The 17198-nt window shown below is 69.5% G+C and carries 16 protein-coding genes; 5 read left to right on the top strand and 11 right to left on the bottom strand.

Annotated elements, in window-relative coordinates; translation table 11 throughout:
• Nucleotides 1–58 precede the first annotated feature (58 nt).
• The 7 genes from K8625_RS14625 to K8625_RS14655 form a co-directional block, all read right to left on the bottom strand.
• Complete coding sequence (locus tag K8625_RS14625) at nucleotides 59–1087, bottom strand: aspartate-semialdehyde dehydrogenase (RefSeq protein WP_141326581.1); 1029 nt, start codon at nucleotides 1085–1087, stop codon at nucleotides 59–61.
• Between the two features lie 60 nt (nucleotides 1088–1147).
• Nucleotides 1148–1882, bottom strand: coding sequence for a tRNA (adenosine(37)-N6)-threonylcarbamoyltransferase complex dimerization subunit type 1 TsaB (gene tsaB / locus K8625_RS14630; protein WP_141326583.1), 735 nt, complete (start codon nucleotides 1880–1882; stop codon nucleotides 1148–1150).
• 9 nt (nucleotides 1883–1891) lie between these two features.
• Complete coding sequence (locus tag K8625_RS14635; protein WP_223746687.1) at nucleotides 1892–2383, bottom strand: septal ring lytic transglycosylase RlpA family protein; 492 nt, start codon at nucleotides 2381–2383, stop codon at nucleotides 1892–1894.
• A 7-nt stretch (nucleotides 2384–2390) separates the two neighbouring features.
• A complete protein-coding gene (rseP, locus tag K8625_RS14640; protein ID WP_223783060.1) occupies nucleotides 2391–4031 on the bottom strand; it encodes an RIP metalloprotease RseP in 1641 nt (546 codons plus the stop codon).
• Nucleotides 4032–4115: 84 nt separating this feature from the next.
• Nucleotides 4116–4946, bottom strand: a complete 831-nt coding sequence (locus K8625_RS14645; RefSeq protein ID WP_223746685.1) for a phosphatidate cytidylyltransferase — start codon at nucleotides 4944–4946, stop codon at nucleotides 4116–4118.
• Nucleotides 4943–5734 (bottom strand): isoprenyl transferase, encoded by a 792-nt coding sequence (locus tag K8625_RS14650; RefSeq protein ID WP_223746684.1) that lies wholly within the window; start codon nucleotides 5732–5734, stop codon nucleotides 4943–4945. The genes K8625_RS14645 and K8625_RS14650 overlap by 4 nt, the downstream gene beginning before the upstream one ends.
• A gap of 154 nt (nucleotides 5735–5888) precedes the next feature.
• Nucleotides 5889–6848 (bottom strand): SDR family oxidoreductase, encoded by a 960-nt coding sequence (locus tag K8625_RS14655; RefSeq protein WP_223783061.1) that lies wholly within the window; start codon nucleotides 6846–6848, stop codon nucleotides 5889–5891.
• 115 nt (nucleotides 6849–6963) lie between these two features.
• On the opposite strand from K8625_RS14655, the gene K8625_RS14660 reads away from it, so the two are divergent.
• Together K8625_RS14660 and K8625_RS44450 are read left to right on the top strand one after the other, a co-directional pair.
• On the top strand, nucleotides 6964–7935 hold the full coding sequence (locus K8625_RS14660; RefSeq protein ID WP_223783062.1) for a YafY family protein: 972 nt from the start codon (nucleotides 6964–6966) through the stop codon (nucleotides 7933–7935).
• 243 nt (nucleotides 7936–8178) lie between these two features.
• Nucleotides 8179–8784 carry a putative metal-binding motif-containing protein gene (locus tag K8625_RS44450; RefSeq protein ID WP_223746681.1) on the top strand — a complete coding sequence of 202 codons (606 nt, stop codon included), beginning with the start codon at nucleotides 8179–8181 and terminating at the stop codon, nucleotides 8782–8784.
• Between the two features lie 34 nt (nucleotides 8785–8818).
• Here K8625_RS44450 and K8625_RS14670 read toward each other — a convergent pair whose 3' ends face one another.
• Nucleotides 8819–10891 carry a serine/threonine-protein kinase gene (locus K8625_RS14670; protein WP_223783063.1) on the bottom strand — a complete coding sequence of 691 codons (2073 nt, stop codon included), beginning with the start codon at nucleotides 10889–10891 and terminating at the stop codon, nucleotides 8819–8821.
• A gap of 130 nt (nucleotides 10892–11021) precedes the next feature.
• On the opposite strand from K8625_RS14670, the gene K8625_RS14675 reads away from it, so the two are divergent.
• Together K8625_RS14675 and K8625_RS14680 are read left to right on the top strand one after the other, a co-directional pair.
• Nucleotides 11022–12149: a serine/threonine-protein kinase gene (locus K8625_RS14675; protein WP_223746679.1), complete on the top strand. Its 1128-nt coding sequence runs from the start codon at nucleotides 11022–11024 to the stop codon at nucleotides 12147–12149.
• Nucleotides 12146–13120, top strand: coding sequence for an RluA family pseudouridine synthase (locus K8625_RS14680; protein WP_141332995.1), 975 nt, complete (start codon nucleotides 12146–12148; stop codon nucleotides 13118–13120). The genes K8625_RS14675 and K8625_RS14680 overlap by 4 nt, the downstream gene beginning before the upstream one ends.
• Here K8625_RS14680 and K8625_RS14685 read toward each other — a convergent pair.
• Together K8625_RS14685 and K8625_RS14690 are read right to left on the bottom strand one after the other, a co-directional pair.
• On the bottom strand, nucleotides 13101–14777 hold the full coding sequence (locus K8625_RS14685; protein WP_223746678.1) for a serine/threonine-protein kinase: 1677 nt from the start codon (nucleotides 14775–14777) through the stop codon (nucleotides 13101–13103). The genes K8625_RS14680 and K8625_RS14685 overlap by 20 nt on opposite strands.
• 146 nt (nucleotides 14778–14923) lie before the next feature.
• Nucleotides 14924–15337: a secondary thiamine-phosphate synthase enzyme YjbQ gene (locus K8625_RS14690; protein WP_223746677.1), complete on the bottom strand. Its 414-nt coding sequence runs from the start codon at nucleotides 15335–15337 to the stop codon at nucleotides 14924–14926.
• A gap of 333 nt (nucleotides 15338–15670) precedes the next feature.
• Here K8625_RS14690 and K8625_RS14695 point away from each other — a divergent pair, with 333 nt between their 5' ends.
• Complete coding sequence (locus K8625_RS14695) at nucleotides 15671–16678, top strand: hypothetical protein (RefSeq protein ID WP_223783064.1); 1008 nt, start codon at nucleotides 15671–15673, stop codon at nucleotides 16676–16678.
• 169 nt (nucleotides 16679–16847) lie between these two features.
• Here K8625_RS14695 and K8625_RS14700 read toward each other — a convergent pair whose 3' ends face one another.
• A complete protein-coding gene (locus K8625_RS14700) occupies nucleotides 16848–17144 on the bottom strand; it encodes a hypothetical protein (protein WP_223746675.1) in 297 nt (98 codons plus the stop codon).
• Nucleotides 17145–17198: the final 54 nt, after the last annotated feature.

Raw genomic sequence — 17198 nt, forward strand, 5'->3', positions numbered from 1 at the left:
TTCGAGCCGCCCTGGCGCGCCAAACAGGCAGGACGGCCCCCGGGGCCGTGCCAATTTGTCAGACGGGACGCTCGACCAGCTTCAGGCCGGCCTCCACCAGGTTGAGGGCGGCGCCCCGGGTGGCGTTGTCCACGGCGGCGAAGAGCGTCACCCACTCGGGGGCCTGGGGGAAGGCGCGCACCCGGCCCACGTGCACCGTGGGGTCCGACGTGACGAGCATGGGCATGGGGTAGATGCGCTCGCCGGGGGCATCCAGCACCTTGAGGGCCGGGGACGTCTTGAGCGCGGCGCGCACCTGCTCCACCGGGCCCGCCTTCTTGAGCTGCACGTGGAGCGACAGGCCGTGGCCGTAGAAGCTGGGCACCTGCACCGCGGTGCCGGCCAGCACCGGCGCCTCGCCCCGGGACGCGAACAGGCGCGCGGCCTCCAGCGTCCAGCCCGCCTCCTCCTCCGTCCAGGGCGAGTTCACCATGAAGCCGCCCACCTGCGGCACCAGGTTGAAGCCCACGCGGTGGGGGAACGCGTGCGGCTCCGGCTCGCGCCCGGACAACAGGTCCGCGGTCTGCTTCTCCAGCTCCGCCACGCCGCGCACGCCCGCGCTGGACACCCCCATCATCGCCGTCACCTGCGCGCGCACCACGCCGAAGGCCCGGCGCAAGGGCTCCACCACGTGCACCGCCGCGGTGGTGACGGCGCCCGGCAGGCATACCACCCGCCCCTTCGTCACCTGCGCCAGCGCCTCCGTGTTGAAGCCCGGCAGCACCAGGGGCACGTTGCCGTCGCTCCGGAACGCGGAGCTGATGTCCACCACCCACGCGCCGGAGGCCTGCGCCGCGGGCGCCAGCGTGCGCGACACCTCCGCGGGCGTGGCCAGCAGCACCAGCCCCACGCCGCGGAAGACGTCCGGCGCGGCGCGCTCCACCTCGATGGAGTCCTCGCCGTACTCCACCTCCAGGCCCTTCGAGCGCTCGGAGCCGAAGGCGCGCACCTGCTCGGCGGGCACGTCCCGCGCGTACAACGCGGCCAGCACCTCGCGGCCCACCACGCCGGTGGCACCCACCACGGCAATCTGCAAGTCGTTCTTCATGACGCGTCCTCGTGCGTGCGTGACTCCTCCAGGCGCAAGCAGCGTCCCGGAAGGAGGGCCTCAGTCGTCCTTCAGCCGCGCCGTGGGCACCGGCCCCGGCAGCGGAGGGAACTTCGGATTGCGCTCCGGCTCGGAGGCGCGCACGTAGTGCGGCTCCATGGAGAAGAGCGCCTCCAGCGAGAAGGTCTCCGGCATGCGGGCAAGCCGCACCAGCTCCACCGCCGACGGGAAGTCGTGCCCGGACAGGAGCCGCTCGGGCGCCACGCCGTGGGACTCGAGCGCCGCGCGGTAGTCCACCAGCGCGGGCCCCAGCGCCACCGCGCGGGGCTCGGCGGCCATGCGCTGGGCCACCTCCTGGGGCGACATGGCGGTCTCCGGCTCCAGCGCCTCCACCGTCCCGCCGCGCCGCACGTAGGCGCCCAGGTACAAGTCATCCTTGCGCGCCACGGCCAGCACGTGGAGCGGCACGTCCTCGGGCCCCTCCATCGCCACCGCCGCCAGCGACGACGCGCCCGCCACCTTGAGGCCCGCCGCGTACGCCAGCGACTTCACCGTGGCCAGGCCGATGCGCAGGCCCGTGAACGAGCCGGGCCCCAGGCCCACCACCAGCCCCTCCAGCGCCGCGAGCTTCACGTCGTGCCGCGCGAGCAGCTCCCCCACCACGCCGGGCAGGGCCTCGCTCTGCTTGATGGGCGGACGCACCACCTGGTGCTCCACGACGCGCACGCCGTCCGGCCCCCGCTCCACCAGGGCGAGCGACATCGTCAGCGTGGAGGTGTCCAGCGCGAGGAACATGGGCGCTCCCTACACCGGCGCGGCCCACATTGCTTGGGGAATCTCCGACACGGTGTCATCGGGGCAGCGATACAGCCGCACGCGCACCACGCCCTTGTCCAGCATCCCCAGCTTGGACGCGGCGGCCTTGGACACGTCGATGATGCGGCCCTCGACGTAGGGCCCCCGGTCGTTGATGCGCACCTGCACGGAGCGGCCGTTCTCCATGTTGACCACCTTCATGCAGGAGCCGAAGCGCGCCTTCTTGTGCGCGGCCGTGAGCGCGTTCTGGTTGAAGCGCTCCCCGCTCGCGGTGGGCCGGCCGTGCAGCCCGGGGCCGTAGAACGACGCCAGCCCCTCGCCCAGGTAGGAGCGCGGCATCTGCTCGCGCCGAGTCACGCCCGGAGTCGAACCGGAGCGCGTCCGGGTCTCCTCGTCGCGAGAGTCCGGCTTCGCCGCGCGCGAGGCGCACGCGGTGGAGCAGCCCAGCGCCAGCAGGAGGACGACGGTGCTCGCGCGCATGGGGCCTCTATCGGGTGATGTCGTTGGTGAAGACCAGCAGCATGAGCAGGAAGAGCAGCGCCAGGCCCACCATGTTCGCGGCCTCGCGGACCCGCGTGGGGATGGGGCGGCGGCGGATGCCCTCCCACGCCGCGGACAGCAGCGCGAAGCCATCCAGCACGGGGATGGGCAGCAGGTTCATCACGCCCAGGTTGATGGAGATGATGGCCATCAGGTGCAGGAACGAGTCGAGCCCCTGCTCGGCGCTCTTCGCCGCCAGCTGGTACATCATGATGGGACCGCCCACCGAGGACAGCGGCACGTCGCGCGTGAACAGCCCCGCGAGCACCTTCACCATCTGCCCGACAATCTTCGGCACCACGACGGCCGCCTGCTTGAACGCGGCGGCGGGCCCCAGGTGCACCGTCACCTCGTCCACCTTCGGCGCGTCCGCGTCCATCAGCGCCCAGCCGCGCGCCCCCAGCGCCAGCCGCGAGGTCTCCTGCCCCATCGCGTCCTCGCTCTTGAGCGGCGCCTGCGCCAGCTTCTCGGTGTGCTCGCCGCCCTTCGCGTCGCGCCACGTCAGCGTGAAGGGCTGGTCCTTCAGCTCGGTGAGCTCGTTCTCCATCATCCGCAGCGACTGCACGGGCTTGCCGTTGAACGCGACGATGAGGTCTCCGGGCGCAAGGCCCGCCTTCTGCGCCACGCTGCCAGGGGCCACCGTCGCGACGTACGTGTCCGCGGCCTCCGCGCCCACCGCCGCCAGGCCCACGCCCGGCTGCCGGGGCACCGTCACCTCGACGAGGGCGGGCACCTGGCCCATCACCACGCCGGCCTCCACCGTGGACATGCGCCGCACCACCAGCTTCAGCGGCTCACCCTCCGGATGCCGGCCCAGCTCCTGGTACAGCCGCGCCTCGTCCGGCACGTGCACGCCGTTGACGCTCAGCACCCGGTCGAAGGTGCGCAGGCCCGCGGCCTCCGCCGGCGAGCCCGCTCGCACGCCCACCAAGGGCGGCTTGGACACCGGCGCCACGCCGATGAGGCCCCGCTCCACCGTGTCGATGGGCGACGTCTCCGTGCTCTTCTTCGGCGTCACCGTCAGCGTCACCGGCTGGCCGCCCCGGTCCACGACGATGGGGATGGGCCGCTCGAAGCGCCCCACGAAGGTCTCCCGCATGTCGTCGAAGGTGCGAACCGACTCGCCCTCCACCGACAGGACGCGGTCGCCGGGGCGCATGCCGGACAGCTCCGCCGGGCTGCCGGGCTCCACGAAGCCCACCAGGGTGGACGTGGCCTGGTGCGGGCCCAGGAAGACGAAGAAATAGACCAGCACCGGGAAGATGAGGTTGAAGGCCGGCCCCGCCAGGACGATGAGCCCCCGCTTCCAGGGCGGCTGCGCCAGGAAGCCCCGCTTCGCCTCGTCCGGGCTGAGCTCCTCGTGGGGCAGGTCCCCCGCCATCTTCACGTACCCGCCCAGCGGCAGGATGGCGATCTGATACTCCGTCTCACCCTTGATGAAGCCGATGAGCTTGGGCCCGAAGCCGATGGAGAACTTGAGGACCTTCACCCCGCAGGCCTTCGCCACGAGGAAATGGCCGAGCTCGTGCACTGTCACGAGCACGCCGAGCAGCAGGATGAAGAACCCCAGGTTCTGAAGTGAGGGCATGGCGGCAAGAGTAATCGTGTACCCCCGGACGGACAACGCACATCCGGGGCCGCCAGCCAGCCAGCCGAGCGAAATCTCACGCTTCTACGGCAGGAGCCCTCGCACGAACTGCACGTAGACGAACACCAGGGGTGCGTTGAAGAGCAAGGCGTCGATGCGGTCCAACACCCCGCCGTGCCCCGGGATGAGGAACCCCGAGTCCTTCACGCCGTACGCCCGTTTGAGCATGGACTCGCACAAGTCACCGACGGGGCCCAGCAGGCCACCGGCGATGCCCAGGATGACGCAGTCCCACACGGTGAAGACGGGGAAGAAGAAGCCCCGGGCGATGAACATGCCGCCCACCGAGCCGAGCATGCCGCCGAAGAAGCCCTCCCACGTCTTGTTCGGGCTCACCTCGGGGTAGAGCTTGTGGCGCCCCATGAAGCGGCCGAAGAAGTAGGCGGCGGTGTCGTTGGCCCAGGTGATGGTCAGCGCGCAGATGACCCACGCGAGGCCATGGTCGGGCAGCAGGCGCAGCGCGGACAGCGCGGTGAGGCCCACGGCGCCATACAGGAAGCCGTTGACCAGGTGGGCCGTGCGCGTGGGGGCCTCGGCGAGCGGGCCCTTGAACAGGTGGAAGATCCACGCGAAGAAGGCGAAGACGATGGTGAGCCAGAAGGCCGTCTCACCCGTGCGCGCCGCGTCCCGCAGGGGCAGGAAGGGCAGCACCGCCGCGAAGGCCATGCCCACCCACGCGGCCGCGTTCAGCCGCTTCTGCACGATGAGGTAGTACTCGCCCACGCACGCGGCGGCGGCGAGGCCGAGCAGGCCCGCGCTCCACACACCGCCCAGGAAGAGCAGCACCAGCACCAACGGCAGGAGCGTCAGCGCCGTCACGATGCGGATGACGAGGTTCTTGTTCTTGTCGTTCACGCCTTGGCCCGCTGAGGGGGGTCTTCCCGCTTCACCTGCGCCGTCGTCAACCCGAAGCGCCGCTCACGCTGCTGGTACTGAGACACGCAGCGCAGGAACTCGTCGGTGCGGAAGTCCGGCCAGAGCGCGTCGGTGAAGCACAGCTCCGCGTACGCCATCTGCCAGAGCAGGAAGTTGGACACGCGCAGCTCGCCGCTGGTCCGCACCATCAGGTCCAGGGGCGGCAGGCCGTTGGTCCAGAGGAAGGACTCGAAGTCGGCCTCCTCGACGCGGTCCGCCGCCAGCTCCCCCCGGGTGATGGCCTGGGCCATCCGCTGGGCGGCGCGGAGGATCTCCTCCCGGCCGCCGTAGGACAGCGCCAGCGACAGCACCATCCCCGTGTTGTGGCGGGAGTCGGCGATGAGCCGCTCCAGCGGGTCCTTCACGAACCGGGGCAGCCGGTCCACGTCACCCACCGCGTTGAGTCGGATGCCGTTGTCGAGGATCTCGGCGCGCTCGCGCTCCAGGTAGTCGCGCAGCAGGTCCATCAGGCCCGCGACCTCCTCGGCGGGGCGGGCCCAGTTCTGCGAGGAGAAGGCGTAGAGGGTCAGGGCCTGGATGCCCAGGCGGCGGGCGGTGCGGGTCACCTCACGCACACTGGCGCTGCCCTCGCGGTGCCCCTCCAGTCGGTCCAGACCCCGCGACTCCGCCCACCGACCGTTGCCATCCATGATGATGCCCACGTGGCGCGGCATGGGCCGGGCCTTGACCTGATTTTCGAGGGCGGAAACCACTAGGGGGCGTTCCATTCGAGCCGCGCACCCTACCGGCGACACCGCGCCGCGTCCACGCCAGCGTGGTCCAACCGTCACCCCCGGCCCCTGGTCGGTCGCCCGGCCCCGGTGAGCGGCCTCGGGGCTCGCGCGCATGTGGGCACAGGTGCGCGAGCCCGGGGATGGGGGCTCAGGATTCGGGCCAGTTCGGGCGGAGGGCCTCGATGGGGCTCTGTCCCCAGGTGGCGTACCGGGCCTCGTCGGCGACGGGGTAAGGCAGCCCGTGGGTGCGAGTGAAGTGATCCACCCAGTGCGGCTGGGAGCCGTCCACATCGGTGAAGCCGTACTCGCGGGCCAGGGCCCAGGAGCTGTGGACGCGGCCGGCCTTGGAGGCGACGTTGGGGTCGGCGGCGAGCGCGGCGACGGCGCGCCCCACGTAGGCGGGCGTCTCGGAGGCGATGAAGTCCGGGTCCACCTTCGTGCCGTCGCGCCAGTTGGCCTCGGTGACGCCGAAGTGCTCGAGCATCTCCTCGGAGCGCAGGAAGCCCGGCGTCACGGCGAGCGCGGTGAGGCCCGTGCGGCGCAAGTCCCGGGACATGGCGAAGGCGAGCCGGATGACGGCCATCTTCAGCACGTCATAGAGGACGTGGCCCCGGTAGGCGAAGTGGTCTCCGTCGGTGATTTCGACGATGAGCCCCTGGTTGCGCGGGAGCATGAGGGGGACGGCGTGGCGGCTGGTGATGACGTGCGTGAGCACGGCGCGCTCCAGCATGGTGCGTGCGTCCGGGATGGACTGCTTCCAGAAGGGCTGGCCGAAGTGGGTGAGCCGGTCGCAGCCCCAGATGTCGTTGACCAGGATGTCCAGGCGGCCCTGCTCCTGCTGGATGCGCTCGCACAGGGAGATGACCTCCTCCTCCACGGTGTGGTCGCAGCGCACGGAGATGCCGTGGCCACCGAGCGCCGTGACCTGCTCGGCGGTCTCCTCGAGGGTCTCCGGGCGGGAGTCGCCCGAGGCGGGACGGCCCCGGACGCTGCGGCCGGTGCAGTAGACGGTGGCGCCGGCCTCGCCCAGTCGGGTGGCGATTCCGCGGCCCGCGCCTCGGGTGGCGCCGGCGACCAGGGCGATGCGGCCTACGAGTGGCTTCTTCATGGGGTGTCTCCTCACGGACCGACCGGGGTGGCCGGCGATGGGGCGCACCGTACGGGGGGTAATATGACAACCTCTGTCATGTTGGTTCCGTACCGTTCACGGCGGAGGTTCCGAGATGCGCGCCGACCGACTCGTCAGCCTGATGATGCTGTTGCAGAGTCGCCCGAAGCTGACCGCAGGCGAGCTGGCGCGTGAGCTCCAGGTCTCCGCGCGGACCATCCATCGAGACCTCGACGCCCTGTCTGCCTCGGGCGTGCCGGTCTACGCGACGCGCGGCTCGGAGGGCGGCGTGGCGCTGCTCGAGGGATGGAAGACGCAGCTGACGGGCCTGACGCGCGCGGAGCTGCACGCGCTGGCGGCGATGAGCGCGACACCGGGGGGCTTGGGGGACATCGGGTTGAGCGCGCCGCTGCGCAGCGGGTTGGTGAAGCTGGCGGCGGCGCTGCCCGCGTTGCAGCAGCCGGCGCTGGAGTACGCGCGGCAGCGGCTGCATGTGGACGCATCGGGTTGGTTCGCGGAACGGGAGTCCGTGCCCCATCTGGAGGATCTGCGCGAGGCGGCGTGGGAGAACCGGCGGGTGTCGCTGAGGTACCGGGACTTCGATGGGAAGCGTGGCCGGCGACAGGTGGAGCCGTACGCGCTCGTGTTGAAGGCGGACCGTTGGTACCTGGTCGCGGGGACGGAGGCCGGTACTCGGGTGTACCGGGGCTCGCGCATCGACGGGGTGAAGGTGCGTGCGGAGACCTTCGAGCGCCCCGCGCGGTTCGACCTGCCCGCGTTCTGGAAGGAGTGGTGCGCGCGCTTCGCGCAGAAGCGGGCACAGTACGAGGTGACGCTGCGATTGACGCCGGAGGCGGAAGGCCTGCTGCGGCGGATGCGCCCTCCGGTGGATGGCGTCCGGTTCGACGCGGGGGATGCTACCCACGGACGAAAGACAGTCACCCTCGACTTCGAGCGTGAGGCCATCGCGATGGACCAGTTGTGCGCGGTGGGCCAGGGATTCGAGGTCATCGAGCCCCGGGCGCTCCGGGTGCGGTTCATTGCCTTGGCCAAGGCGGTCCTGGAAAACCATCACGGCGAGGGATGAGGGCTGGGAGGTATGTTAGCCTCGCAGGGACATGAGCAGTCATTCGGGTCCAGGGGCACCTTCCTGGCATCGGTTGCGCGGGCCTCGCATGTGCCCTCGCGTGGGGAGTCTCACCCGTCCTTCTGAACGTCACGAGGTCTCGCGGCCATGAGATGTGCATCCATCCTGTCCCTGTTGCTCGCCTCTTCCTGCTCCGCGCCGAGCCTTTCCGAACCCAACTCGGACTGCGACAGGAAGCCCGATGTGACCCGAGTGTTCGAGGTAGGCACCACCGAGGCGGTGCTGGGCGACGGCTCGGGTTGTCGAGTGGTGGCCGTCTCCACCGCGCTCCTCGGCTTCACCCCAGGCTGTCTGAGATTGCATGCGAGGGACGCCGCGAGTGACAAGGAGTTCATCGCGGATGTGACCGACCTCCGTGCGCGCCAGGCGAGGGACCTCCGCGTGGCGTTCCTCCCTCCTGACTCGTGGTCCTCCGACATCGGCGTCACGGTCCGCTCGTTCGAACAGCGCTGCGACGGAGTCCAGATCGGCGTCTTCCACCAGGGAGTCACCGTGCGACCCGGGCAGGTGGTCCCAGCGTCCATGACCCTCGATGGCCGGGATGCCGACAATGACGGGTTCGTCGCCAGGAACTTCGGAGGCTCCGACTGCCGGGACGACCTGGCCACCGTCTTCCCCGGCGCCCCCGAGCTGTGCAACGGCCAGGACGACAATTGCGACAGCGTCCAGGACGAGGGTTACCCCAACCTCGGCTCCGCGTGCCTGGATGCCAACACCCAATGCGCGGGCACATACCAATGCTCCCCGGAGCAGGACTCGACCGTCTGCGTCCCTTCGGGTTCGTGCTGACGGAGCGGCCCCAGGACCTCGAAGCGGCGTGAGCCTACTCCGCTTCGAAGTTGTGCTTGATGACCTTGGTCTCCCCTGCCCCCACCTCCACGGTGACATGTTGTGTCTTCTGGAGGTCGGGGTTGTGCAGCTTGATGCGGTGCTTTCCCGCCGGGACTTCCTTGGGGGCGAATGGCGTCGGCCCCAATTCCTGGTCATTCAGCGTGACGACGGCATAGGGCCGGATGCGGAACTCCAGTGTCCCCTTGCCCACGCGCACCGGAGGCTTCACACGGGCCGCGGGCTTCGCTTCGAACACGGGAATCTGCGAGGGCTTCTGCCCCACGGGGCTCGCGGCCCCTTGCGCCGGCCGAGGAGCGACGGCGGCCGGCAATTCCACGTTGGCTCCTCCCGCCTGAGCCACCCTGGGAGGCTTTGCCTGCGCCGGCTCCGTTCCCTTCACGACCTCCACCGGATTCCCAGCAGGCGCGCCGGAGGGCGGAGCGACGTGTGCACGCTCGGGCAGAACCTCCTGCCCATTGGGGGCCTGAACCACCGGGGCCGCCACCTCGGGTGACTTCGCGACCTGGGCCACGCCCTCGCGCTCAGGCGCCGTCACCGACTCGCGCTTCGTCGCGACCGGCAGCGGCGGCGGGTTCACGAACTTCGGAGACTCCTCGCGCGTGGCCAGCACCAGACCGCCGCCCACCACGAGCACCACTCCCGCCGCCATGACTCCGAGCAACCACCCACGCCCCGGGCCCATGGGCGCGGAGACCTGCACCCCCGTGGAGATGTGGTCCTCATCCGACGCCCCCGCGTCCGTCCGCACGCGGTCATTCGCATCCCGCTCGGCCTCGGCGCCCTGGGCCACGTCCGTGGCTCCCGCGAGCGACGCGGCCTTCCACCCGTCATCCGCCCCACGAACCTGCCCCGCCATCCCCGCCTGCGCCGGCAAGGCATGCCGCGAGCTCCCCCGCTTCCCCTTCTCCCGCGCCTCCACCGGAACAGGCCGGGCCTGCGCCACCTCGCCGCCCATCACCCCGCGCACCGACAGCGGCATGGGCGTGGTCGGCGACGTCGAATCCACCACCGCCGGCAGCGGCGTGGTCTTCATCGGCCGCTCCTCCACGGGCGCGGACATCGACCGGGGCGCGCTCGCGGGCTTCGGCGGCGTCATGCCCACGGGCGCCACCACCCCCGCGGCGGGCGTGCCCCCGACCTCCGCCATCACCTTCGCCACGAACTGCGAGAGCTGGTACGCCCCCACCGGCTCGCCCGACGACAGCAGATAGCGCTCCAGGTCCGACTGGAGCGCGCGGCAGTCCGGATAGCGCGCGTCGCGCTCCTTCATCAACGCCAGCTCGAGAATCCTGCGCAGCGGCTCGGGCACATCGGCCCGGCGCGCCTCCACCGGCACGAAGGGCTCGAACAGGATGGCCTGCATCGTGCTCGCCTCGGTGGTGGCCTCGAACGGGCGCTTGCCCGTGAGCAGCTCGTACAGCACCACCCCCAGCGCATACACATCCACGCGGCGGTCCAGGGGACTGGCGCGCAGCTGCTCCGGCGGCATGTACGCCACCTTCCCCTTCACCACGCCCGTCTGCGTGCGATGCCCCTGCCCCGCCACCTTCGCCACGCCGAAGTCCACCACCTTCACCGCGCCCTGCCGAGACACCAGGATGTTGTCCGGGCTCACGTCGCGGTGGATGAGCCCCAACGGCTCCCCCGTCGCCGCGTCACTGAACTCGTGCGCGAACGCCAGCCCCTCCGCCGCCTGCGCCACCAGCTTCGCGCACACCACCGGCGGCAACGGCTGCTCCGACGCGCGCTTCACCAGCCGCCGCAACGTGGGCCCGTCGATGAACTCCATCGCCAGGAAGTAGCTGCCGTCCGCCTCGCCGAAGTCGAAGATTTGAACGATGTTCGGGTGCTCGAGCTGCGCGGCCAGCCGCGCCTCGCCCAGGAACATCTCCACGAACGCGGGGTCCTCCGCCAGATGCGGGAGGATGCGCTTCAAGACGAGCGTCTTCTCGAACCCCATGGGGCCAGCGGCCTTCGCGAGGAAGACCTCCGCCATGCCCCCCGAGGCAAGCTTCCGGACGAGTTGATACTTCCCGACTTGCATTGGGCTGAAGGTTCTCCCAGGTTTTCCTGGAAAAGTGAAATCCCTCCCCGAGTGTTCTGCCCAGGACCATGCAGCCGAGCGTCAACGAGTTTGCCCTGGCGCGACCGGCTCCGTAGGATCCGCGCCACGCATGCCCCCGAAGCTCATCGGTCCCTACCGCGTCCTGGAGACGCTCGGCAGCGGCGGGGCTGGCACCGTGTACCGGGCCCTGGACCGCCGCAGCAACGACGAAGTCGCCCTGAAGCTGCTCTCGGCCGGCCCGACGCTGGACGAGCGCGCGGCGCGGCGGCTCGCGCGCGAATTCGAGACGCTGGCGGACCTGTCCCACCCCAACGTGGTGAAGGTCTTCGAGGCGGGGGTCCACCAGGGCTGGCCCTACCTGGCCATGGAGCTCATCGAGGGGCTCACGCTGCGCCACTACCTGGAGATTCGCGGGGACGACCTCTTGTCGCCCAGCAGCTCCAGCGCGCCCCGGAGCCTGTTGTCCGTGCGGCGCACGGCGGACGACGACTTCGGGGTGGGCAGCGACTCGGACCTGGACCTGCCGGGGGACTCGCGCTCGGGGCACGAGGGCCTGTTCAGCATGGACGCCTTCAACGAGGAGCCCCCGAGCGAGGATTTGCGCAGCTACGGCGCGGAGGACAACCAGGACGCGCTGGACTCGGACGACTCGCTGGAGGGGTTCGACGTGCCCGCCCCCGCGCCCCGCAAGCCCGCGGACGACGCCCGGGCGCCGCGCGTGGAGGACCTCAACCGGCCCGAGCGCATGGGGCGGCTGAAGGACACCATGCTCCAGCTGTGCGAGGCGCTGGCCTACATCCACGGGCACGGGCTGGTGCACCGCGACCTCAAGCCCTCCAACGTCATGGTGGACGAGGACCGGCAGGTGCGGCTGATGGACTTCGGCCTGGCGAAGTTCCTCGCGGACGACGTGGCGATTACAGAGGCCGGCAAGATGGTGGGCACGTACCGCTACATGGCGCCGGAGCAGATTCTCGGAGAGCCGCTGGATGGACGCTCGGACCTGTACAGCCTGGGCGTCATCCTCTATGAGCTGCTGAGCGGGCGGCCCCCCTTCGACGCGAAGACGCCGCACGAGTTGTGGCGGCAGGTGTTGGAGACGGAGCCTCCGCCCGTATTGGCGTTGAACCTTCATGGGGACCCGCAGTTCGCGCGGGTGGCCCACCGCCTCATCCGCAAGGAGCCGGACGACCGGTTCCAGACGGCCGAGGAAGTCTACGAGGCACTTTCCGAGTGAGCACCTCCCAGCTTCACACCTTCACGGTGGCCGCCGACAAGGCGGGCCAGCGCGTGGACCTCTTCGTGGGCGAGGCGCTGAGCCTGTCGCGTGCCCGCCTCAAGCGACTCTTCGAGTCCGGCGCGGTGAAGGTGAACGGCCGCGCGGCGAAGAAGGGCCTGACGTTGGTGGAGGGCCAGGCCGTGGCCGTCGTCCTCGAGGAGGAGACGCGCGAGGCGGTGCCGGACCAGGACTTCCCGCTCACGGTGCTGCACGAGGACGCGGAGCTGGTGTTCGTGGACAAGCCCGCGGGCCGGCCCTCGCACCCGCTGCAGTCGGGGGAGACGGGCACGGTGGCCAACGCGCTCGTGGCGCGCTACCCCGAGTGCGCGCAGGCGTCGGTGGACCCGCGCGAGGGCGGGCTGTGCCACCGGCTGGACGTGGAGACGTCGGGCGTTGTGGTGGCGGCGCGCACGAGAGCGGCCTGGAACACGGTGCGCGAGGCGTTTGGTGAGCGCGCGGTGGACAAGCGCTATCTGGCGCTGGTGACGGGGCCGCTGGTGGACGAGGGCGACATCGAGCTGCCGCTGCGTCACCACCCGCGCCATCCGGACCGGGTGGAGCCCGCGCCGTACGGTGCCGAGGACGCGCGCGAGGCGGTGTCTCGCTTCCGGGTGCTGTCGCGCGCCGGAGAGCACAGCGTGGTGGAGGTGCGCATCCTCACGGGCGTGCTGCACCAGGTGCGCGCGCATCTGGCGGGCATCGGCGCGCCCATCGTCGGGGACACGCTGTATGGCGGGCGCGAGGCGCCGGAGCTGGGGCGCTTCTTCCTGCACGCGCGGGCGCTGGGGCTGTCGCATCCGGTGACGAAGAAGCCCCTGCATGTGACCAGTCCCCTGCCCCCGGAGCTGCGCGCGGAGCTGGAGCGGCTGGGATTGCCGCTGCCGCGTGGCGAGCACGGCGACGCGAGCGTCAGTTCCCCAGCGACTTGAGCATCGCCCTGACTTCATTGGCGGAGGCCCCGGAGGGCTCCAGCTTCAAGTACTGGTTGTAGGCCCGTGCCGCCTCGGAGTTCTTGCCGATGGACTGGTACGCCATGCCGAGCGACAGCCAGGCCCGGGCGTTCTTCTCGTCGTCCCGGACCACGTCCGCCAGCAGCTTCGTGGCCTCGCGGAAGGCGGACTCGGACTCGAAGCCGTTCGTCAGGGCGATTCCCAGTCCGGCCTTGGCCTCCGTGGAGTCGGGCTTGAGGCCCAGCGCCTTGCGGTAGCTCGCGGCCGCGGACTTGAAGCGATTGCCCACCGTGGCGCTCTTCGCCTGCTTGATGAGGTTGGCGTATTCGCCCTCCGAGTCCACGGAAGCCTGGGCGACCGCGGGGAGCGGCACCGCAGGCGCCTCCGCGACGGGGGCCTCCGTGGCCCGGGGCTTCACAGGACGAGCCTCCACGACGCGAATGGGCGCCGTCGGCGTCACCGGCATGGACGCTGGCGCTCGTTCGGACAGACGCCAGACCGCGAACCCGAGCCCTCCCAGGAGCAGACAGGCCGCGCCGAGCCCGATGCCCGACAGACGTCGGACACCCCGAGGAGCCTGGGTGGATGCCCCCGTCTCCATCAAGGCCTCCGGCGCGGTGTTGATGGCTCGCGGAGATGTGGGGCGGGCCAGCGCTTCGCTGAATGCGGCGGGAACCTGGGGCGGGCGCCCCTCCTCACGCAACTCCCGTGCGAACAGCGTCTGGACGAGCCACGCCACGGACATCGGGGAGAAGCGAGGTGTGGTGGCATAGAGAAAGCCGGAGAGCGCTTCCGCGAAGGCGTGCGCTGACTCGAAGCGCTCCTCACGATGCACCGCGAGGGCCTTCTGGAGGATCTCCTCCAACTCGACTGGCAGCTCCGGCCGCAGAGAGCGCGGCGACGGGAACCGGCCCTCCTGGAGCTGGTGCATGACGACGTACGAGGGCCCTTCGAGCGGAAGCCGACCGCACAGCAATTGATAGAGCACGACTCCGGTCGCCCAGACATCCGTGCGAGCGTCGACCTCCTCTCCGCGCGCCTGTTCCGGGGAGAAGAAGAGGTACTTGCCCTTCACGACGCCGGGCTCCGTGTTGAAGCCTCTCAGCTCCCGCGCCTTGGCGATACCGAAGTCGACGACCTTCACCTGCCCTTCGTAGCTGACCAGGATGTTCTCGGGAGAGATGTCGCGGTGCACCAGGTCCAGGCTGACGCCGCGATTGTCCACACGGGTGTGCGCGTAATGCAGCCCCCGACAGACCTCCAGCGTGATGAAGACAGCCTGGGCGATGGGGATGGACGCCAGTCCCGGCTGATGCGAACGCTTGAGGATCCGGTCGAGGGGCTGACCATCCACCAACTCCATCGCCAGGAAGTGCTCGCCGTCCGCCTGACCGAAGTCGAAGACCTGGGCGATGTTGCCATGAGAGAGCGAGGCGGAGATGCGCGCCTCGCTGATGAACATCTGGAGGAAACCCTCATCCTGCGCGTACTCGGGCAGCACCTTCTTGATGAGCACCGACTTCGTCACGCCGGCCTCGCCCACCAGACGCGCACGCCACGTCTCCGCCATGCCGCCCTTGCCCAATCTCGACACCAACGTATAGCGCCCCAACGCCTTGGCAGTCACGGAGTCCATGGGAAGGCAATGTAGTCGTTGAGCGCGCGTCCTCCCAGTCCCCGCAATGGAATACAGCTCAGAACGGAGACTCGCGGGAGCCGCGCGCCAAGAGGCATCTTCTCCGGGCTGCGCGACCGGATGCGCGACAACCAGGCCCACCCCCACTACTCGCCCATCACCTTGACGATGACGCGCTTGCGCCGCTGTCCATCGAACTCCGCGTAGAAGACCTGCTGCCACGGGCCCAGGTCCAGCTTGCCCGCGGTGACGGGGATGATGACCTGGTGGTGGACGAGCATCGACTTGAGGTGCGCGTCACCATTGTCCTCGCCCGTCCCGTGGTGGCGATAATCCGGTCCGAAGGGCGCGAGCTTCTGGAGCCACTCCCAGATGTCCTCGTGCAGCCCGGACTCGTCGTCGTTGACGAAGACTCCCGCCGTGATGTGCATGGCGGAGACCAGCACCATTCCCTCCTGGATGCCGCTCTTGCGCACCAGCGAGGCCACGGTGTCCGTCAGGCGCACCAGCTCCCGGCGCTGCTTCGTCTCGAACCACAGGTACTCGGTCAGGGTCTTCATGCGCCACACGATAGCCGAGCCCCCCAGGCTTCGCTGCGGGGAGCACCCCGGCCCGCAGCACGAAGCAAACTTCCCCGCAGCCTCCTCGCTCCGCCCGAGAAGCATGCAACACATTGCGAATCATTCAAACCATCCTCATACTGACGACACCCCGCCTCAAACCCTCCCTTTTCCAGGAACGCACGCGCGCCCCTTCCGCGTCCCTGCGAATGGGTCGCTGAAGCGGCCTGGAGGGCAAGCAGGGTCTGCGAAGCGGGATTCCAACAGTCCGTCCGTCCTGCACGAACTCACGAGGCCCCGCGACGGCACGTCACGTGCGAAAGGATGAACACCGTGAACGAGAACCTCGCCGCTCAACTGGAGCACATCCAGTACCCCACCTTCACCTTTCCGTGGTCTGGCGCGTGCGCGCCATTCGCCGAGGCCGTTGATCAGGAGGCGCTGCGCTGGGCACAGACGCAGGGGCTCATCATCTCCGAGAAACAGCTGGCCCGGCACGCCCGGGGGAAGTACGGCTGGCTCATGGCCCGCTGCTATCCGCATGCGGACCGCGAGCTGGTGCAACTCCTCACGGACTTCGTCCTTTGGTACTTCATCGTGGACGACCTCTTCGTGGACAGGGTGGACGCCGTCGCTCAGGAGACACTCCCCAATCTCACGGCGATTCTGGACATCATCGATTTCGACCACGCGTCCGCGACACCTCGCTTCGGAGAGATGGCGTTCCTGGGTATCTGCCAGCGGATGCGAGCACGGCTCGACCCAGAGCACTTCGAGCGCTTCGCTCACGGGATTCGGCTGTGGGGCTCCGCCGCAGGACTCCAGATTCTATGCAACATCATGAAGGAGCCCTTGGCCCAACGCTCTTATGAGGCGCTCCGCCGATACGTCGGCGGCGTGTTGCCCTGCCTCGCCTTGTGCGATGCGGCGAACGCCGGGAAGGTCTCCGCCGCCGAGTACCATCAGTTCGGCGTCCAGCGACTCATCCACCACACCATCAACACCATCATCTGGAACAATGACATCCACAGCATGGCCGTGGAGACGCTGCACCCAAGCCAGGTCCGGAACATGGTCAGCCTCCACGTTGCCCGAGGACATACGCTCCAGGAGGGCGTCGACTTCACCGCCCGAAAGGTCCGCGAGGAAATGCTTCTGTTCCAACAGCGGGCAAACCAGCTGGAGCAAGGGGCGAGCAGACAACTCCAGGGCTTCATCTCCGGCTTGCGCGATTGGCTCCACGGCTACAACGAATGGGCGGACGTCGACACCCAGCGCTATTCATTGCACCACGCGGAGCAGGACCCCGACGACAACGGCGTCCTGCTCGCGGCCCGCTGACACGCCGCTACGGGCTCAGAGACAATCGAACACGAGCGTATCGGGCAACAGCCTACCCCAGATGACGCTCGCCTTCATTCGACTCTCCAACAGGCTTCGGGTTGAGCAACACGACAACGGCCCGCCCAGGAATCACCGGACGGACCGCCTTCGACTCACACGCGCTTCCTCAGTCTTCCGGGATGCTGACCGGCGGGATGCAGGCATTCGTGGACTGGGAGTAGGTCGAGGTCGTGCCCCAGCTCGTCCAGGAGCCACAACCGCATCCCCGGTAGCCCACGATGCGCAAGCGCGTCGAGGAGGTGTAATAGACGGTCCCCGCCGACGTGATGCTGCAGTCGGGAACCAGGCCCTCACGTGACGTGGACTCCTGCTCCCCGAGGTCTTCCTCCAAGGGGCCACCACAACCCGCCAGCATCAACCCCACCGCAAGCAACGCACCGCTGACGAACCTTCCAGCCTGCATTCGTCCCTCCAGGGACTGTTTTTCGGGGGGTACGGCCCTCTACCCCAACACACC

This window comes from Myxococcus sp. AS-1-15 (assembly GCF_020037055.1).
Taxonomy (GTDB): domain Bacteria; phylum Myxococcota; class Myxococcia; order Myxococcales; family Myxococcaceae; genus Myxococcus; species Myxococcus fulvus.

Bases quoted from the DNA above. Each gene is read 5' to 3' on its own strand.
- K8625_RS14655 (WP_223783061.1), bottom strand. From the start codon at position 6,848: ATGAAGAAGCCACTCGTAGGCCGCATCGCCCTGGTCGCCGGCGCCACC.
- K8625_RS14670 (WP_223783063.1), bottom strand. From the start codon at position 10,891: ATGCAAGTCGGGAAGTATCAACTCGTCCGGAAGCTTGCCTCGGGGGGC.
- K8625_RS14635 (WP_223746687.1), bottom strand. From the start codon at position 2,383: ATGCGCGCGAGCACCGTCGTCCTCCTGCTGGCGCTGGGCTGCTCCACC.
- K8625_RS14685 (WP_223746678.1), bottom strand. From the start codon at position 14,777: ATGGACTCCGTGACTGCCAAGGCGTTGGGGCGCTATACGTTGGTGTCG.
- tsaB (WP_141326583.1), bottom strand. From the start codon at position 1,882: ATGTTCCTCGCGCTGGACACCTCCACGCTGACGATGTCGCTCGCCCTG.
- K8625_RS14675 (WP_223746679.1), top strand. From the start codon at position 11,022: ATGCCCCCGAAGCTCATCGGTCCCTACCGCGTCCTGGAGACGCTCGGC.
- K8625_RS14625 (WP_141326581.1), bottom strand. From the start codon at position 1,087: ATGAAGAACGACTTGCAGATTGCCGTGGTGGGTGCCACCGGCGTGGTG.
- K8625_RS14660 (WP_223783062.1), top strand. From the start codon at position 6,964: ATGCGCGCCGACCGACTCGTCAGCCTGATGATGCTGTTGCAGAGTCGC.
- rseP (WP_223783060.1), bottom strand. From the start codon at position 4,031: ATGCCCTCACTTCAGAACCTGGGGTTCTTCATCCTGCTGCTCGGCGTG.
- K8625_RS14650 (WP_223746684.1), bottom strand. From the start codon at position 5,734: ATGGAACGCCCCCTAGTGGTTTCCGCCCTCGAAAATCAGGTCAAGGCC.
- K8625_RS14700 (WP_223746675.1), bottom strand. From the start codon at position 17,144: ATGCAGGCTGGAAGGTTCGTCAGCGGTGCGTTGCTTGCGGTGGGGTTG.
- K8625_RS14690 (WP_223746677.1), bottom strand. From the start codon at position 15,337: ATGAAGACCCTGACCGAGTACCTGTGGTTCGAGACGAAGCAGCGCCGG.